The organism is Streptomyces cahuitamycinicus, from assembly GCF_002891435.1.
Taxonomy (GTDB): domain Bacteria; phylum Actinomycetota; class Actinomycetes; order Streptomycetales; family Streptomycetaceae; genus Streptomyces; species Streptomyces cahuitamycinicus.
On sequence record NZ_POUC01000018.1, the window covers coordinates 27,645 to 43,579 of the forward strand.

Consider the following 15,935-nt stretch of genomic DNA (forward strand, 5'->3'; position numbering starts at 1 on the left):
ACAGTCCTATCGATGTGCACGACTGGCGGCGATCGCCTCGTACACCATGCCGACGAGCAGGTCGTCGGCGTCCCGGCGGCCGAACTCGGCGGCGGAGCGGGACATCTGGTACAGCCGGTGCGGGTCGGCGAGCACGGGCAGGACGTTGTGCTGGACCCACTCGGGAGTCAGCTCCGCGTCGTCGACCAGCAGTCCGCCACCGGCCTTGACCACCGGCTGGGCGTTGAGCCGCTGTTCGCCGTTGCCGATGGGCAGCGGGACGTAGGCGGCCGGGAGCCCGACGGCGGAGAGTTCGGCGACGGTCATCGCACCCGCGCGGCAGAGCATCATGTCGGCCGCGGCGTACGCGAGGTCCATCCGGTCCAGGTAACTTACCGGGATGTAGGGGGGCATCCCCGGCATCTGGTGGACCTGCGGCAGTTCGTTCTTCGGGCCGACCGCGTGCAGGATCTGGATCCCGGCCTGCTGGAGCCAGGGCGCGACCTGCTGGACGACCTCGTTCAGGCGGCGGGCACCCTGGGAGCCGCCGGTGACCAGCAGGGTGGGCAGATTCGGGTCGAGGCCGAACGCGGCCCGGGCCTCGGGACGTACGGCGGCCCGGTCGAGCGTGGCGATGGAGCGGCGCAGCGGAATGCCGATGTAGCGGGCGCCCCGCAGCTTGCTGTCGGGCGTGGAGACGGCGACCTGGCTGGCGTACCGCGAGCCGATCTTGTTGGCCAGGCCCGGGCGGGCGTTGGCCTCGTGGATCACGATCGGCACGCCCAGGCGCTTGGCCGCGAGGTAGCCGGGCAGGGCGACGTAGCCACCGAAGCCGACCACGGCGTCCGCCCGGGTGCGCTCCAGGATCTGCTCGGTCGCCTTGATGGTGCCGCGCAGCCGGCCCGGGACGGTGATCAGTTCGGGGGTGGGCTTGCGCGGCAGCGGAACGGCGGGGATCAGCGCCAGTTCGTATCCGCGCTCGGGCACGAGACGGGTCTCGAGGCCGCGCTCCGTGCCCAGGGCCGTGATGCCCACGCTCGGGTCCTGCCTGCGCAGGGCGTCCGCGAGGGCGAGCGCGGGCTCGATGTGGCCCGCGGTTCCCCCGCCGGCGAGTACGACATGCACCGAAATTCACCGCTCTCCGGACGAGCGCGCCGCCGAGGCGCGCCGTCTCATCGTGTTCCATCTCCGGGAGGCTCCGGCCGGCCTTTCGGTCCGCGCAGGGCCCCCCGCCCCCCGCTTTCTACCAAAGCGGGGTTGCCGCATCGCAAGCGCCATCCGCGCAGCGGGGTCCTGGCGCGCGAAGGCGATCAGCAACCCGATGGCGAACATGGTCGGCAGCAGGGCGGACCCTCCGTAGGAGAACAGCGGGAGGGGGACACCGGCGATCGGCAGCAGACCGAGCACCGCACCGATGTTGATCACGGCCTGCGCCGTGATCCAGGTGGTCACGCCTCCCGCGGCATACCTCACGAAGGGGTCCTCCGTGCGTCCGGCCACGCGGATACCCGCATAGCCTAGAGCCGCGAAGAGGGCGAGTACCGACAGCGTCCCCGCCAGGCCCAGTTCCTCACCGGTGACGGCGAAGATGAAGTCGGTGTGGGCTTCGGGGAGTTGACCCCATTTCTCCACACTCGCACCCAGCCCGGAACCGAAGATTCCGCCCGAGGCGAGGGCGTAGATCCCGTGCACGGCCTGCCAGCAGTCGACGGGTCCCGACTGGGGCTCGGTGGCGCCCAGGCACTGCAGCCGGGCCATGCGGTTGGGGCTGGTCTTGATGAGGATCAGGCCGAGGACGGCGGCGATCGACAGCACGCCGGCGAACAGCCGCGTGGGCGCGCCGGCCAGCCAGAGCAGGCCGAACAGGATGGCCGTGAGGATGATCGCGGTTCCCATGTCGCCGCCGATCATGATCAGACCGAGCAGCATGAAGCCCGCAGGCACCAGCGGCACGAGCATGTGCTTCCACTGGGTCAGCAGCTTCCTCTCCTGCTTGCGGGCGAGCAGGTCCGCGCCCCACAGCACGAGGGCGAGCTTGCCGAACTCGCTGGGCTGGATCTGGAAGGAGCCGCCGAGGGAGATCCAGTTCTGGTTGCCGTTGACCGACACCCCTATCCCCGGGATCTGCACCAGGACCATGAGGACGACGGCGCCCGCGAGGATGGGGTAGGCGAGTGCCCGGTGCAGTCTCACCGGCATCCGCGAGGCCGCGAGCAGCAGAACGGTGCCGATCCCCGCCGCGAGCAACTGCTTGCGGAAGAAGTACGAACCGGGCAGCGACATCTGGAGCGCGGTGATTTGGGAGGCCGAGTAGACCATCACCAGGCCCAGCACGGTGATCAGCAGACTGCCGCCGAGGATCAGGTAGTAGGCGGTCAGCGGCCGGTCCCAGCCGCTGCGTGCGCGGAGGTAGAGGCTCAGGGCGCGGTTCTGGCGCGCGAGCCGGGGCGCGACGGGGCGCTTGGGGGCACGTGAGGTCGCAGGCCGTCCGGTGCGGCTGGTGGGCATCGCGGCTCACCCCGCCATGCCGGAGGGGAGCGTCGCGCGGTGCACGCCCCCTGGCCGCTCGGGCACCAGCCACATCCGTGTCACGCGTCCCTCCCAGGTACGCCCGGCACCGCCGCCGGGCGAGGCGGACCCGGGTCAGCCGTCGGCGGAGCCGAGTTCACGGACGGCGTCCGCGAAAGCGTCCCCGCGCTTGTTGTAGTTGGCGAACATGTCCATGGAGGCACAGGCCGGAGCCAGCAGTACCGTGTCGCCCGCTTGAGCGAGTTTCCGCGCCTCCCGGACCGCCGCGCGCATCGCCCCAGTGTCGGTCCGTTCGAGGTCGACGACGGGTACCTGCGGGGCGTGTCGCGCGAGGGCTTCCCGGATGAGCGCGCGGTCCGCGCCGATCAGCACGACACCCCGCAGCCGCTTCGCCGACGCTGCGACCAGTTCATCGAAGGTCGCGCCCTTCGCGAGCCCGCCCGCGATCCACACGATCGGCTCGTACGCCGCCAACGAGGCTTGTGCGGCATGCGTGTTGGTGGCCTTGGAGTCGTCGACGTAGGCGACCCCGTCCACGTCGGCCACGTGAGCGATGCGGTGGGCGTCCGGGGTGAAGGCCCGCAGGCCGTCCCGTACGGCCCTGGCGGGCACGCCGTAGGCGCGGGCGAGGGCCGCAGCCGCGAGGGCGTTGGCGATGTTGTGCGGGGCCGGCGGGTTCACGTCGGCGACCTCGGCGAGCTCCTGGGCGTTCTTCTGCCGGTCCTCGACGAAGGCCCGGTCGACCAGGATGCCCTCCACGACGCCGAGTTGGGACGGCGCCGGGGTGCCGAGGGTGAAGCCGACGGCCCGGCAGCCCTCCTCGACGTCGGCCGCGCGGACCAGGTCCTCGGTGGACGGCTTGTCGGTGGCGTCCACGTTGTAGACGCAGGCGACGCTGTTGCCCTCGTAGATACGGCCCTTGTCGGCGGCGTAGGCCTCCATGGAGCCGTGCCAGTCGAGGTGGTCGGGGGCGAGGTTCAGCACGGCCGCCGAGTGGGCGCGCAGGGAGGGCGCCCAGTGCAGCTGGTAGCTGGAGAGTTCCACGGCCAGGACGTCGTACTGCTCCTCGCCGAGCACCGCGTCCAGCAGGGAGACGCCGATGTTGCCGACGGCGGCGGTGCGCAGGCCCGCCGCCCTCAGGATCGAGGCCAGCATCTGGACGGTGGTGGTCTTGCCGTTGGTGCCGGTGACGGCGAGCCACGGAGCGGCGTCGGGGCCGCGCAGGCGCCAGGCCAGTTCGACGTCGCCCCAGACGGGCACGCCCGCCTGCTCCGCCGCCGCGAACAGCGGCTTGTCCGGCTGCCAGCCGGGCGCGGTGACGATCAGCTCGGAGCCCTCGGGCAACGTGTCGCCGTCGCCGAGGCGCACGGTGACGCCGAGCGCCTCCAGCTCGGCCGCCTGCGCCCGCGCGCGCTCGTCCGCGCCGTCGTTGACGACCGTGACGCTCGCGCCGAGGCCGTGCAGCACCTTGGCCGCCGGGACGCCGGAGACGCCGAGTCCGGCGACGGTGACGTGCTTGCCCTGGAAGTCGAAGGGCTCCGAGGAGGTCACTTGTCCGCTGCCCATCCTGCGTAGAAGAGGCCGAGTCCGACGATCACACAAATGCCCTGGATGATCCAGAAGCGGACCACGATGAGTACTTCGGACCAGCCTTTGAGTTCGAAGTGGTGCTGGAGTGGCGCCATCCGGAAGACGCGTTTCCCGGTCAGACGGAAGGAACCGACCTGGATCACCACGGACATGGTGATCAGGACGAACAAGCCACCGAGGATGGCGATCAGCAGCTCGGTGCGGGAGCAGATCGCGAGGCCGGCGAGCACACCGCCGAGCGCGAGCGAACCGGTGTCACCCATGAAGACCTTGGCCGGCGACGTGTTCCACCACAGGAAGCCGAGGCAGGCGCCCATCAGCGCCGAGGAGACCACGGCGAGGTCGAGGGGGTCGCGCACCTCGTAGCAGGCGCCCGGGTTGGTCAGGGTCTGCGCGTTGGCGCAGGACTCCTGGAACTGCCAGACGCCGATGAAGGTGTAGGCGCCGAAGACGAGCACCGAGGCGCCGGTGGCCAGACCGTCCAGGCCGTCGGTCAGGTTCACGCCGTTCGACATCGCCAGGATCATGAACAGCGCCCAGACGACGAACAGCACGGGGCCGATCGTCCAGCCGAAGTCCGTGATGAACGACAGCTTGGTGGAGGCCGGGGTGTTGCCGCGGTTGTCCGCGAACTGGAGCGACAGCACCGCGAAGGCGATGCCGACGGTCAGCTGGCCGGCCATCTTGGCCTTGGCGCGCAGACCGAGCGAGCGTCGCTTGACGATCTTGATGTAGTCGTCGAGGAAGCCGACCAGACCCATGCCGACCATCAGGCCGAGCACCAGCAGACCCGAGAAGGTCGGCGCCGCGTCGACGTCCGGGTCCAGATACCCCGTGATCACCTTGGCCAGGAAGTACGCGGCGACCGTCGCCAGGATGAAGGCGATGCCGCCCATGGTCGGCGTACCGCGCTTGCTGGCGTGCTCGCGCGGGCCGTCGTCGCGGATGTACTGGCCGTAGCCCTTGCGTGCGAGGAGTTTGATCAGCAGCGGGGTGCCGACCAGCGTGAGAAAGAGACCAATGACTCCTGCGAACAGGATCTGCTTCATCATCGGGCGGAAACCTCACCCTCGGCACCGGTCTCCATGAGCGCCTGCGCCACGCTCTCGAGACCGACCGAACGGGACGCCTTCACGAGCACGACGTCCCCCGGGCGCAGCTCGCTGCGCAACAGGTCGACCGCCGCCTGTGCGTCGGACACGTGCACCGACTCCTCACCCCACGAACCCTCGTTATATGCGCCCAGTTGCAGCCAGGCGGCTTCCCTGCCACCGACCGCGACGAGCTTGCTGACGTTGAGCCGGACGGCGAGCCGCCCGACCGCGTCGTGCTCGGCGAGAGCCTCGTCCCCGAGCTCGGCCATCTTGCCGAGCACCGCCCACGTACGGCCCCCCTTTGCCTGTGAGGCTTTGCCCATCGCCGCGAGCGCGCGCAGAGCGGCTCGCATGGACTCGGGGTTCGCGTTGTAGGCGTCGTTGACGACCGTCACGCCGTCCGGGCGCTCGGTGACCTCCATCCGCCAGCGGGAGAGGGAGCCCGCCTCGGAGAGCGCCACGGCGATCTCGTCAGCGGACATGCCCAACTCGTGGGCGACGGCGGCCGCGGCGAGCGCGTTCGACACGTGGTGCTCACCGTACAGGCGCATGGTCACATCACTTGCACCGGAGGGTGTGTGAAGCCTGAACGAGGGCTGTCCGGTGTCCGTGAGTCGCACGTTCTCGGCGGAGACGTCCGCTTCGCCGGACTCTCCGAAAAGGAGCACCTTCGCCTTCGTACGGGTGGCCATGGCCCGTACGTAAGGGTCGTCCGCATTGAGGATCGCGGTACCGCCCTCGGCCTCGGACGGCAGGGCCTCGACGAGCTCGCCCTTGGCCTGCGCGATCTGCTCGCGGCCGCCGAACTCGCCGATGTGGGCACTGCCGACGTTGAGGACGAGACCGACCTTCGGGGGTGTCAGGCCGGCGAGGTAACGGATGTGCCCGATGCCGCGGGCGCCCATCTCCAGGACCAGGAACCTGGTCTCCTCGGTGGCGCTCAGCGCGGTCAGCGGCAGCCCGATCTCGTTGTTGAGCGAGCCGGGCGTGAAGACCGTCGGGGCCTTGCGCCCGAGCACCTGCGCGATGAGGTCCTTGGTGCTGGTCTTGCCGGCCGAACCGGTGAGGGCGACGAGGGTGGCGCCGAGGCGGCGTACGACGTGCCGGGCGAGGGCGCCGAGGGCGGTCTGGACGTCGTCCACGACGATCGCGGGCACGCCGACGGGCCGGGTGCCGAGCACGGCCACCGCTCCCGCCTCGACGACCGCCGCCGCGAAGTCGTGGCCGTCCACGCGCTCCCCGGCGAAGGCCACGAACAGGCTGCCCGGCCCCGCCTCGCGGGAGTCCCGGACGACCGGGCCGGTGACCTGGACGGACGGATCCGGTATGTCGTGCGTCTGCCCGCCGACGACTTCTGCGATCTCGGCGAGGGAGAGGGCGATCACAAGTTCATCCCCTGGGTCTTCTGGATTTTCATCCCTGGGTCTTCTGGATGGCTTCGCGGAGCACCTGGCGGTCGTCGAAGGGACGGACCACCCCGGCGATGTCCTGGCCCTGCTCGTGGCCCTTGCCCGCCACCAGCACGGTGTCGCCTGGTTCGGCGCGGGCGACGGCGGCGGCGATCGCGGCGGCCCGGTCCTCGAAGACCTGCACCTCGCCGCGCTCGTGCGCGGGCACGGACGCCGCGCCCTGGAGCATCGTGGCGAGGATCGCGAGAGGGTCCTCACCGCGAGGGTTGTCGGAGGTCAGTGTGGCGGTGTCGGCCAGCCGCGCCGCGGCGGCGCCCATGGGCTCGCGCTTGGTCTTGTCCCGGTCGCCGCCGCAGCCGAGGACGATGTGCACCTTGCCCTCGGTGACCTTGCGCAGGGCGCGCAGCACGGACTCGACGGCGTCGGTCTTGTGGGCGTAGTCGACAACCGCGAGGTAGGGCTGCCCCGCGTCCACGCGCTCCAGACGGCCCGGGACGCCGGGCACGGCGGCGACGCCGTCGGCGGCGGCCTGCGGGTCGAGGCCTGCGACGGCGAGGGCGACGATCGCGGCGAGGGTGTTGGCCACGTTGAACGGGCCCGGCAGCGGCGACTTGGCGGTGATCCGCTCGCCCTTGGGGCCGATGACGGTGAACGTCGAGTCGAGTCGGCCGACCTCGACGTCCTCGGCGCGCCAGTCGGCGTCGGGGTGGCCCTCGGCGGAGTAGGTGACGACCGGGACGGTGGCTTCCTTCGCCAGCCTGCGGCCGTACTCGTCGTCGACGTTGACCACGCCGAGCTTGCCCCGTTTCGGGGTGAACAGCTGCGCCTTCGCCTGGAAGTAGTCCTCCATGCCCGAGTGGAACTCCATGTGCTCCGGGCTGAGGTTGGTGAAGACGCCGATGTCGAAGACGCAGCCGTCGACCCGGCCGAGGACCAGGGCGTGGCTGGAGACCTCCATGGCCACCGCGTCGACACCGCGTTCGCGCATGACCGCGAACAGGGCCTGCAGATCGGTGGCTTCGGGGGTGGTGCGCTCGGACTTGATGCGCTCGTCGCCGATGCGCATCTCGACCGTGCCGATCAATCCGGTGGACCGGATCGTCTTCAGGCCGCCCTCGACGAGGTAGGCGGTGGTGGTCTTGCCGGAGGTGCCGGTGATGCCGATCTGGAGCAGGTCCCGGCCGGGGTGGCCGTAGATCGTGGCGGCCAGCTCGCCCATCCGCCCGCGCGGGTCGTCGACGACCAGCACCGGCAGTCCGGACGCGGCGGCGCGCTCGGCGCCGGTCGGGTCGGTCAGCACGGCGGCGGCGCCGAGGCTCGCGGCCTGCTCGACGAAGTCGGCACCGTGCAGCCGGGCCCCCGGGAGGGCGGCGTACAGGTCGCCGGGGCGCACGGCGCGTGAGTCATGGGTGATGCCCGTGACCTCGGCGGCGTTCTGCGGCGTGGAAGCACCCAGCTGATCGGCGAGTTCCGCGAGGGGTGTGGCGGAGACCTGCACCGGCCTGGGCGGCCCGGGGTATGTCACGGGATGGCCCTTCTGGGTGGTTTGGGACTGATCAGCGTGTGGCACGGCGGTGAGCGTACCGGGCGTACCCGCCTCCGGGCGAAGTGAGGGGCTGGGGCTGCTCTCGTTGCCGGGGTCGGGGGTGATCGTTGTCACGGAGGCGGTCCTGGTGGCTCGGTGGGGCTGAGTACTGATCAGGGCGTGTCCGCCCTGATCACGGCTTGAAGGAGACGGGCATCCTCGCGGGCTGGGCGCCGGTCGGCGGGACCTGGAGGGACTTCAGTGCGAACTCCATGACCTTCTTGTAGACGGGTCCGCAGATCTGACCGCCGAAGTAGCTGCCCTGGGTGGCGTTCTGGATGGCGCAGTAGACGGTGACGCGGGGCTTGTCGGCGGGCGCGAACCCGGCGAACGACGAGGTGTAGCCCTTGTACTTGCCGGTGGCCGGATCCACGCGGTTCGCGGTGCCCGTCTTGCCCGCGACGCGGTAGCCGGGGATGCGCGCCTTGGTGCCGGTGCCCTCCTCGTCGTCCACGACGGACTCCAGCATCCGGGCGAGGGTCTTCGCCGTCTTGGCGTCGACGACCCGGTGTTTCGCGGGCTTGGGGGCCGGCGTGAAGCGCCCGTCGGGTCCCTTGGTGCCGCGCACGAGGGTGGGTTCGACGCGGACTCCGCCGTTGGCGATGGTCGAGTACACGGAGGCGGCCTGCATGGCGTTGATGGAGACGCCCTGGCCGAAAGGGATCGTGTACTGCTGCGAGGTCGACCACTTGTCGGGCGGGGCGAGGATGCCCTTGGTCTCGCCGGGGAAGCCGAGTCCGGTGTAGCTGCCGAGGCCGAACTTGCGCAGGTAGTCGTAGAGGACCTTGTTGGCTTGGGCCTGCGTCTTGCCGAGCTGCCCGGTGGCGAGGATGGTGCCGATGTTGCTGGACTTGGCGAGGACGCCGTTGAGCGTCAGGTACCAGGTCGGGTGGTCGATGTCGTCCTTGAAGAGCCGGTCGCCGCGGTGCAGCCGGTTGGGCACGACCACATGCGTCCCCGGTGTGGCGGCGTTCTGCTGGAGGACGGCCGCCATCGACATGACCTTGGCGGTGGAACCGGGCTCGAAGGCGTCCTGGAGGGCGGCGTTGCCGAGGGCGGCCGGGTCCGCGTCCGACAGGTCGTTCGGGTCGAAGCCGGGCGAGTTGGCCATGGCCAGGATCTGCCCGGTGCGGGTGTCCTGGACGATGACGTAGCCGCGGTCGGCCGCGGACTCCTTCACCTGGTCGCTGATGGCTTTCTGGGCGGCCCACTGGATGTCGCGGTCGATGGTGAGCTCGACGTCGCTGCCGGGGACGGCGGGTGTCTCGGTGGAGCCCGCGGTGGGCACGAGACGGCCGCCGGACTGGGCGTAGCGGATCTTGCCGTCCTTGCCGGCGAGCTGCTTGTTCAGCTGCAGTTCGATGCCGCCGCCGGGCTTGCCCTCGCCGTTGACCCAGCCCAGTATCCCGGCGGCGAGGTCGCCGGCGGGGTACACGCGCTTGCTGGTGGCGACGGAGAACACACCCGAGAGGACGTTGGGCGTGGACTTGTCCGTCTCCGCCTTCTTGGCGAGCGCCGACTTGAGGTCCTTGATCTGCTTCCAGACCTGCGGAGTCTGACGGGAGGCCAGTTTGACGTAGCGCAGGGCCTTGTTCTTCGGGCGCAGCTTCTCGACCAGGTCTTCCTGCTCCTGACCGAGGATCGGCGCTAGGAGGGCCGCCGCCCGTTCGGGCCCGTCCCCGATCTTCAGCATCTTCGGGGCGAACATCGTGGGGTCGGCGGTGATGTCGTAGGCGTCCTCGCTGGTCGCGAGGGCCACGCCGGACCGGTCGGTGATCTCGCCCCGGTCCGCGGCCAGCACCTGCCCGACGTAGCGGTTCTGCTCGGCCTTGGCGGCGTACGTGCTCGCGTCGACGGCCTGCACCTGGAAGAGCCGCACGACGAAGGCGGCCAGGACCAGGGTCAGGGCGAGTCCGACCAGGCGCAGGCGGGGGCGGGGGCTGCCGAGCCGCAGCGGCCCGGGTGCCGCCGGACGGGCCTGCCCCGGCCTCCGTGCCGGACGGGCGCCGGGGCCGAGCCTCGCCATGGCCCACAGGATGTGTTTGGGTGGGAGTTGCCACCGCACACGTGCGGGAACGCGGCGCAGCAGGAGGCCCGCGAGGCGCAGTTGACGGGTGACGGTGGCTGGTGCGGGGGCCGGTCTGCCGTACGACTTGTGGGCGTACGGCAGCAGGGAGGCGTACGCCAGATGTGCCACGCGCCGCCACAGCACCTCGCGCGCCGGTACGAGGAGGGGCTGCGTCGGTGGGCGCAGCAGGAAGTCGTCCACCTCGCGTGCCTCGGGTACGGCGGCCAGGAAGCCGTAACGCTCGCCCGTGTCCGGATCGGTCGCGGTCAGCATGCGGTACGGGTCGAGAGGCCGTCGTTCGCACCGCGACCGTCCAGTCGTTGAGATTTCACCTACCCGGTTGAGGGTTCGGTAAGGCTCCCCTTATATGCTGGCGACGCCGATCAAGCCCCGGACCGGGCCGCAGTTGCCTGCCCGCCCTCCCGCACGACAGGATCCGACATGCGCACCACCTCCCGCGGCCTCATAGCGGCGCTCGCTCTCACCCCCGTGCTGACCGGCTGCTTCGCGCCCGGCGACAGCGACACCGGGGCGGGGTCGGGCGGGCGGCTCCGGGTCGCGCTGGCCGTACCGCCGGTGCAGGCGCTGTCCCCGTACAGCAACGACGCCACCGTGCTGAGCAAGCTGTCCGTTGCCGAGGGCCTCACCGCGCTCGACGAGAACGGCACGGCCAAGCCCGCTCTGGCGAAGTCCTGGAAGCAGGACGGCGACACCACCTGGACCTTCGAGCTGCGCAAGGCCGAGTTCCAGGACGGCACCGAGCTCACCGCCCGGGCCGTCGTCGACGCACTCGATCACGCGAGCGCGGCCAAGCCCAAGCCCCGCGTGCTGAGCGACGTGTCACTGACCGCCAAGGCCGACGACGCCGACACCGTCACCCTCACCACCAAGTCGCCCGACCCGGTGCTGCCGCTGCGACTGGCCAGCCCCGCACTGGCGATCCTGTCGGCGAAGGCGTACGCGAAGGACGGCTCCGCCAGCCCTGTCGGCACCGGCACCGGTCCGTTCGAACTCACCCGGCTGAGCGGCAAGAGCAAGGCCACCCTCGACCGCTTCGACGGCTACTGGGGTGGCAAGGCGAAGGCGCCCGGCATCGACGTCAGCTGGATCGCGGACGGAACGGCCCGTGCCAACGCACTGCGCGGCGGCGAGACCGACGTCGCCGAGTGGATCCCGACCGCCCAGGCCAAGCTGCTCGACAAGAAGACCCGGCACGAGGTCCCCTCGGTGCGCACCGACAGCCTGATCCTCAACACCGGCAGCGGCCTGTTCACCGACGCCGGGCTGCGCGCCGCCGCCCGTCAGGCCGTCGACGGCTCCGCGCTGGTCGACTCCGTCTTCGGCGGTTACGCCGACCCCGCGCAGGGCCTGTTCGGGCCCGCCGTCCCCTGGGCGGCGGGCAAGCGCACCGAGGTGACGGGCCGTGCCGAGGCCGCGACCGCCGCCGAGGTCAAGACCGGGGCCAAGGGCAGGACGCTGCGGCTGGCCACCTACACCAACCGGGCCGAGCTGCCCGAGGCCGCGGCCGTGCTCCAACAGCAGCTGGAGAAGGCCGGATTCACCGTGAAGCAGGACGTGCGCGAGTACACGCAGATGGAGGGCGACCTCCTCGCCGGGAAGTACGACGCCCTCGTCTTCTCCCGGGTGACGCTCCTCGACACCGGCGACGCGGTCGACTACCTCGCCAGCGACTTCACCAGCGAGGGCGTCTACAACATCGCCGGGCTGAAGGACGCCGCGGTGGACAAGGCCATCCGGGCCGCCGCCGCCGAGCGGGACACCGCCGGGCGCCAGGAGAAGATCATGCGGGCGGAGGCGGCGATCCTGCGCACCGACGCGGTGGTGCCGCTGGTGCACGAGCAGGCCGTTCAGGGCATCGCGGACGATGTCGAGGGCGTGATCCTCGACCCGCGCGAGCGGTCCCTGATCGACGTCGACACCCGCCTCAAGTAAGCCCGTATGAGTTTCGCGCGCACGTCCGTCGCCGCACGCCCGTCCCTCTGGCCGGCGGCGGCCGGCCGTGTGCTCGCCGGTTGTGCACTGCTCGGCGCCGTGGCGCTGCTCCCCTGGTTGTCCGGTGCCGACCCGGCCCGAACGGTGCTGCGGGCGCGCTCCGCCGACCAGAACCCCACACCTGCGGAACTCGCCGCCGTGCGCGACCAACTGGGCCTGGACCAGGGCCCGCTGGTCCACCTCGGCCACTGGCTGGCCGGCCTGCCGCGCGGGGACGCGGGCGTCTCATGGGTCTCCGGCGCACCGGTCATGCCACAGGCGGGGACGGCCCTGTCGGTCTCCCTGACGCTGATGCTGGGCGCGTTCGCGGTGACCGTCCTGGTCGCCGCGCTGGTGTGCGCCCGCACCGTGTTCCTCGGCTCCCGGCGACGGTTGCGGCAGGACCGGGCGGGCACGACGGCCGCCGTGCTGGCCGCCCTGCCGAAGTTCCTGCTCGCCTCGGTGCTGGCGACCGTGTGCGGGGTCTGGTGGGGGTGGTTCCCGTCCAGCGGCTGGGAGGGGCCGCAGTCGATGGTGCTGCCCTCGCTCGCCCTCGGCATCCCGTCGGGCGCGATGCTCGGCGGCATGCTCGACCAGGCGCTGCCCGCCGCCTTCCACGAACCGTGGGCGCGCACGGCGTACGCCGTCGGGCTCCCGCCCGGCAACATCGCCCGCAACGCGCTGCGCCGCACCCTGCCCGGCATACTGCCGCAGCTGCTGCCGACCGTCGTGGCCCTCGTCGGCGGTGCGGTCGCGGTGGAGAAGATCTTCAACATCCCGGGGCTCGGCCGGCTCGCCCTGGAGGCCGCCGTGGCGCAGGACCTCCCGGTGCTCCAGACCGCGACCCTGGCGCTGGTCCTGCTCGGCGTGAGCGCCGGCATCCTGATCCGGGCCCTGCGCCACGCGCTCCTCGGCCGCCCCCTGCGCGACGGCGCCCTGCCGACCCTGCACCGGCCCCCGCTCGTCCCGCCGCGTTCCCTGCGCTGGATCACCGCGGCATGTTCGGTGGTCCTGATCGCCCTCGTCACGGCGGGCCTCCTGCGCGACCCCTTGCAGGTCGACACGGCGGCGCGGCTGGTGGCGCCGTCCCTCGAACACCCCCTGGGCACGGACGCGCTGGGCCGGGATCTGCTGGCCCGGCTGGGCCACGGGGCGCTGCGCACGGCCGGTGTCGCCCTCGCCGTGACGGTGGTCAGCGCGATCACCGGTCTCATGCTGGGTATGGCGCCGCGGGCGAGCGCCGGTCCGACCGAGGTCGTGTCGACCCTGCCCGCGGTCCTCTCCGGACTGCTCATCGCGGGCGTTACCGGGCCGTCGGTGTGGGGCGCGGCGTGCGCGGTCTGCGTGGTCGGCTGGAGCCCGTACGCCGCCCAGACGGCCGCGCTGCTCGAACAGGAACGCGCGAGCGGTCACATCGCCGCATCCGTCGCACTCGGCGCGGGACGGCCGCACCTGCTGCGACGTCACATGCTCCCCGCGGTGCTGCCGGCCCTTCTCCGCAATGCCCTGCTGCGGCTGCCGACCGCCGTCCTGGTACTGGCCTCGCTCGGCTTCCTCGGCCTGGGCGAACAGCCGCCCACCCCCGAGTGGGGCCGGCTCCTGTCGGAGAACCAGCCGTACGCCGAACTCGCCCCCTGGACGGTGCTCGGCCCGGCCGCCGCCCTGGTGGTGCTCTCCGTGCTGGCGGTGACGGGCAGCGCGCTGGGACGCCCGAAAGGCGAGTAGCAGGCGCCCAGGTCCGTGGAGTCCACGGGCCTGGGCGCCTGCTACTCGCCTTTCGGGCGGGTCTTCAGACGGGGCGCGTCTCGTCGACCACGTAGCCCCGCCGCTTGTCCACGACGTTACGCAGAGGGCGGCCTTCGACGTGCCGGGTGAGGTTGTCGAGGAACACCTCGACGAGCGCCTCCCGCTCGCCGGTGGTCTCCCCCGCCGTGTGCGGGGAGATCATGACACCGGGCATGTCCCACAGCGGTGACCGGGCCGGCAGCGGCTCCTGGCCGAAGACGTCCAGGGCGGCTCCGGCGAGCCGGCCGGCGGCGAGGTGGTCGATGAGCGCCTCCTCGTCGACGAGTCCGCCCCGGCCGACGTTGATCAGCCGGGCCCCCGGCTTCATGGCCGCCAGCACGGAGGCGCCGACCATGCCCCGGGTGTCCTTGGTGAGGGGCGCGGCCAGGACGACGTAGTCCGCCTCCCTCAGGGCCGCGGGCAACGTCGTCGCACCGTGGACCGTGCCGAAGTCGGGGTCGTCCGTGCGGGCCTTGCGGCCGACGCCGCAGACTCGCATCCCTACGGCCCGCAGCAGCCGGGCGATGGCCCGGCCGATGGGCCCCGTGCCCCATATCAGCACCGTGCGTCCGGTGATGCCGTCGCTGGGTCGCGGACGCCACTCGCGACGCCGCTGGTGCTCCCAGGTGCCGGGGAAGTCCTTGGCGAGGGCGAGGATCAGGCCGAGCACGTACTCGGCGGTCGGCCGGTCGTAGACGCCGCGGGCATTGGTGAGAACGACACCCGGATCGTCCACCAGGGCGGGGAAAAGCATGGAGTCCACGCCCGCGGAAGACGCGTGCACCCAGCGAGGTGCCTTCTCGGGGTTGTCGGGCCAGGCCTCGCGGATGGCCGGTGTGATGGTGACCCAGGCCAGGAGGGCGTCGGCGCCGGGGAGGAGGTAGGGCAGTTCCTCCTCGGTGGCGTAGACGGTGTCCGCGAGACGTTCGATGAGTGCGGTGGCGGGGGGCCGGTTGCCGCGGTAGAGGACGACGAGGCGCTGGTCGGGCATGTCAGGCTCCGACGGGGACGGCGATGTACTTGTACTCCAGGAACTCGTCGATGCCGACGCGTCCGCCTTCGCGGCCCAGGCCGGACTGCTTGACGCCGCCGAAGGGGGCGGCGGGGTTGGAGACGAGGCCGGTGTTGAGGCCGATCATGCCGCTCTCCAGACGCTCGCTGACGCGCAGGGCGCGGTCGAGGTTCTGGGTGAACAGGTAGGCCGCCAGGCCGAATTCGGTGTCGTTGGCGGCGGCGATGGCCTCGTCCTCGTCATCGAAGGTGAGGAGGGCGGCGACGGGGCCGAAGACCTCGGTGTCGATGATGGCGGCCTCGGCGGAGACGCCGGTGAGGACGGTGGGCGGGTAGAAGCAGCCGGGCCCTTCGGGGAGTTCGCCGCCGGTGAGGACCGTGGCTCCGCGCTTGACCGCGTCGCGGACGACGTCGTGGGCCTTGCTGCGGCCGGCGACGTCGATGAGGGGACCGACGTCGGTGCCGGGTTCGGTGCCGTCGCCGACGGTCAGGGCGGCCATGCGGGCGGCGAGGCGGGTGGCGAACTCCTCGGCGACGGAGGTGTGGACGTAGATGCGGTTGGCGGCGCAGCAGGACTCGCCCATGTTGCGCATCTTGGCGACCATGGTGCCTTCGACGGCGACGTCGAGGTCGGCGTCGTCGAAGACGATGAGGGGGGCGTTGCCGCCCAGTTCCATGGAGGTGCGGATGACGTTGTCGGCGCACTGGGCCAGCAGGATCCGGCCGACCTGGGTGGAGCCGGTGAAGGAGAGCTTGCGGATCTTCGCGCCGCGCAGCAGCGGCTCGACGACACCGGCGGCGTCGGTGGTGACGACGATGTTGAGGACGCCGTCGGGCAGACCGGCTTCCTCCAGGATCGCGCCGAGGGCGAGGCTGGTCAGGGGGGTCTGGGG

The 15,935-nt window shown here is 71.5% G+C and carries 11 protein-coding genes; 2 read left to right on the forward strand and 9 right to left on the reverse strand.

Annotated elements, in window-relative coordinates; genetic code table 11:
- Window positions 1-6: 6 nt before the first annotated feature.
- The 7 genes from murG to C1J00_RS04700 form a co-directional block, all read right to left on the reverse strand.
- The gene (murG, locus tag C1J00_RS04670) at window positions 7-1,104 is read right to left on the reverse strand and encodes an undecaprenyldiphospho-muramoylpentapeptide beta-N-acetylglucosaminyltransferase (RefSeq protein ID WP_102907750.1); all 1,098 of its coding nucleotides are present in this window, start codon (window positions 1,102-1,104) and stop codon (window positions 7-9) included.
- A 6-nt stretch (window positions 1,105-1,110) separates the two neighbouring features.
- On the reverse strand, window positions 1,111-2,487 hold the full coding sequence (ftsW, locus tag C1J00_RS04675; RefSeq protein WP_102907751.1) for a putative lipid II flippase FtsW: 1,377 nt from the start codon (window positions 2,485-2,487) through the stop codon (window positions 1,111-1,113).
- 135 nt (window positions 2,488-2,622) lie between these two features.
- Window positions 2,623-4,074: a UDP-N-acetylmuramoyl-L-alanine--D-glutamate ligase gene (gene murD / locus C1J00_RS04680; RefSeq protein WP_180989404.1), complete on the reverse strand. Its 1,452-nt coding sequence runs from the start codon at window positions 4,072-4,074 to the stop codon at window positions 2,623-2,625.
- Window positions 4,056-5,147, reverse strand: coding sequence for a phospho-N-acetylmuramoyl-pentapeptide-transferase (gene mraY / locus C1J00_RS04685; RefSeq protein WP_102907753.1), 1,092 nt, complete (start codon window positions 5,145-5,147; stop codon window positions 4,056-4,058). The genes murD and mraY overlap by 19 nt, the downstream gene beginning before the upstream one ends.
- Complete coding sequence (locus tag C1J00_RS04690; protein ID WP_102907754.1) at window positions 5,147-6,577, reverse strand: UDP-N-acetylmuramoyl-tripeptide--D-alanyl-D-alanine ligase; 1,431 nt, start codon at window positions 6,575-6,577, stop codon at window positions 5,147-5,149. The genes mraY and C1J00_RS04690 overlap by 1 nt, the downstream gene beginning before the upstream one ends.
- A gap of 28 nt (window positions 6,578-6,605) precedes the next feature.
- Complete coding sequence (locus C1J00_RS04695; RefSeq protein ID WP_102907755.1) at window positions 6,606-8,126, reverse strand: UDP-N-acetylmuramoyl-L-alanyl-D-glutamate--2,6-diaminopimelate ligase; 1,521 nt, start codon at window positions 8,124-8,126, stop codon at window positions 6,606-6,608.
- 193 nt (window positions 8,127-8,319) lie between these two features.
- Window positions 8,320-10,212: a peptidoglycan D,D-transpeptidase FtsI family protein gene (locus C1J00_RS04700; protein WP_102907761.1), complete on the reverse strand. Its 1,893-nt coding sequence runs from the start codon at window positions 10,210-10,212 to the stop codon at window positions 8,320-8,322.
- A 483-nt stretch (window positions 10,213-10,695) separates the two neighbouring features.
- Between C1J00_RS04700 and C1J00_RS04705 the strand changes: the two genes are divergently transcribed.
- Entirely contained in the window at window positions 10,696-12,207 is a 1,512-nt protein-coding gene (locus C1J00_RS04705) for an ABC transporter substrate-binding protein (protein ID WP_102907756.1), read from the forward strand.
- Window positions 12,208-12,213: 6 nt separating this feature from the next.
- Window positions 12,214-13,971 carry an ABC transporter permease subunit gene (locus C1J00_RS04710; protein WP_102907757.1) on the forward strand — a complete coding sequence of 586 codons (1,758 nt, stop codon included), beginning with the start codon at window positions 12,214-12,216 and terminating at the stop codon, window positions 13,969-13,971.
- Window positions 13,972-14,035: 64 nt separating this feature from the next.
- On the opposite strand, the gene C1J00_RS04715 is transcribed toward C1J00_RS04710, so the two are convergent.
- Both C1J00_RS04715 and C1J00_RS04720 read right to left on the reverse strand, forming a co-directional pair.
- Window positions 14,036-15,022 (reverse strand): D-2-hydroxyacid dehydrogenase, encoded by a 987-nt coding sequence (locus C1J00_RS04715; RefSeq protein WP_102907758.1) that lies wholly within the window; start codon window positions 15,020-15,022, stop codon window positions 14,036-14,038.
- A 1-nt stretch (window position 15,023) separates the two neighbouring features.
- Window positions 15,024-15,935 (reverse strand): aldehyde dehydrogenase family protein (locus C1J00_RS04720; RefSeq protein ID WP_146046134.1); only part of this gene is annotated, 912 nt, incomplete at its 5' end.

Excerpts from the sequence above, each read along its gene's own strand:
- mraY (WP_102907753.1), bottom strand. The coding sequence starts at position 5,147 with ATGAAGCAGATCCTGTTCGCAGGAGTCATTGGTCTCTTTCTCACGCTG.
- murD (WP_180989404.1), bottom strand. The coding sequence starts at position 4,074 with ATGGGCAGCGGACAAGTGACCTCCTCGGAGCCCTTCGACTTCCAGGGC.
- ftsW (WP_102907751.1), bottom strand. The coding sequence starts at position 2,487 with ATGCCCACCAGCCGCACCGGACGGCCTGCGACCTCACGTGCCCCCAAG.
- C1J00_RS04705 (WP_102907756.1), top strand. The coding sequence starts at position 10,696 with ATGCGCACCACCTCCCGCGGCCTCATAGCGGCGCTCGCTCTCACCCCC.
- C1J00_RS04710 (WP_102907757.1), top strand. The coding sequence starts at position 12,214 with ATGAGTTTCGCGCGCACGTCCGTCGCCGCACGCCCGTCCCTCTGGCCG.
- C1J00_RS04715 (WP_102907758.1), bottom strand. The coding sequence starts at position 15,022 with ATGCCCGACCAGCGCCTCGTCGTCCTCTACCGCGGCAACCGGCCCCCC.
- C1J00_RS04700 (WP_102907761.1), bottom strand. The coding sequence starts at position 10,212 with ATGGCGAGGCTCGGCCCCGGCGCCCGTCCGGCACGGAGGCCGGGGCAG.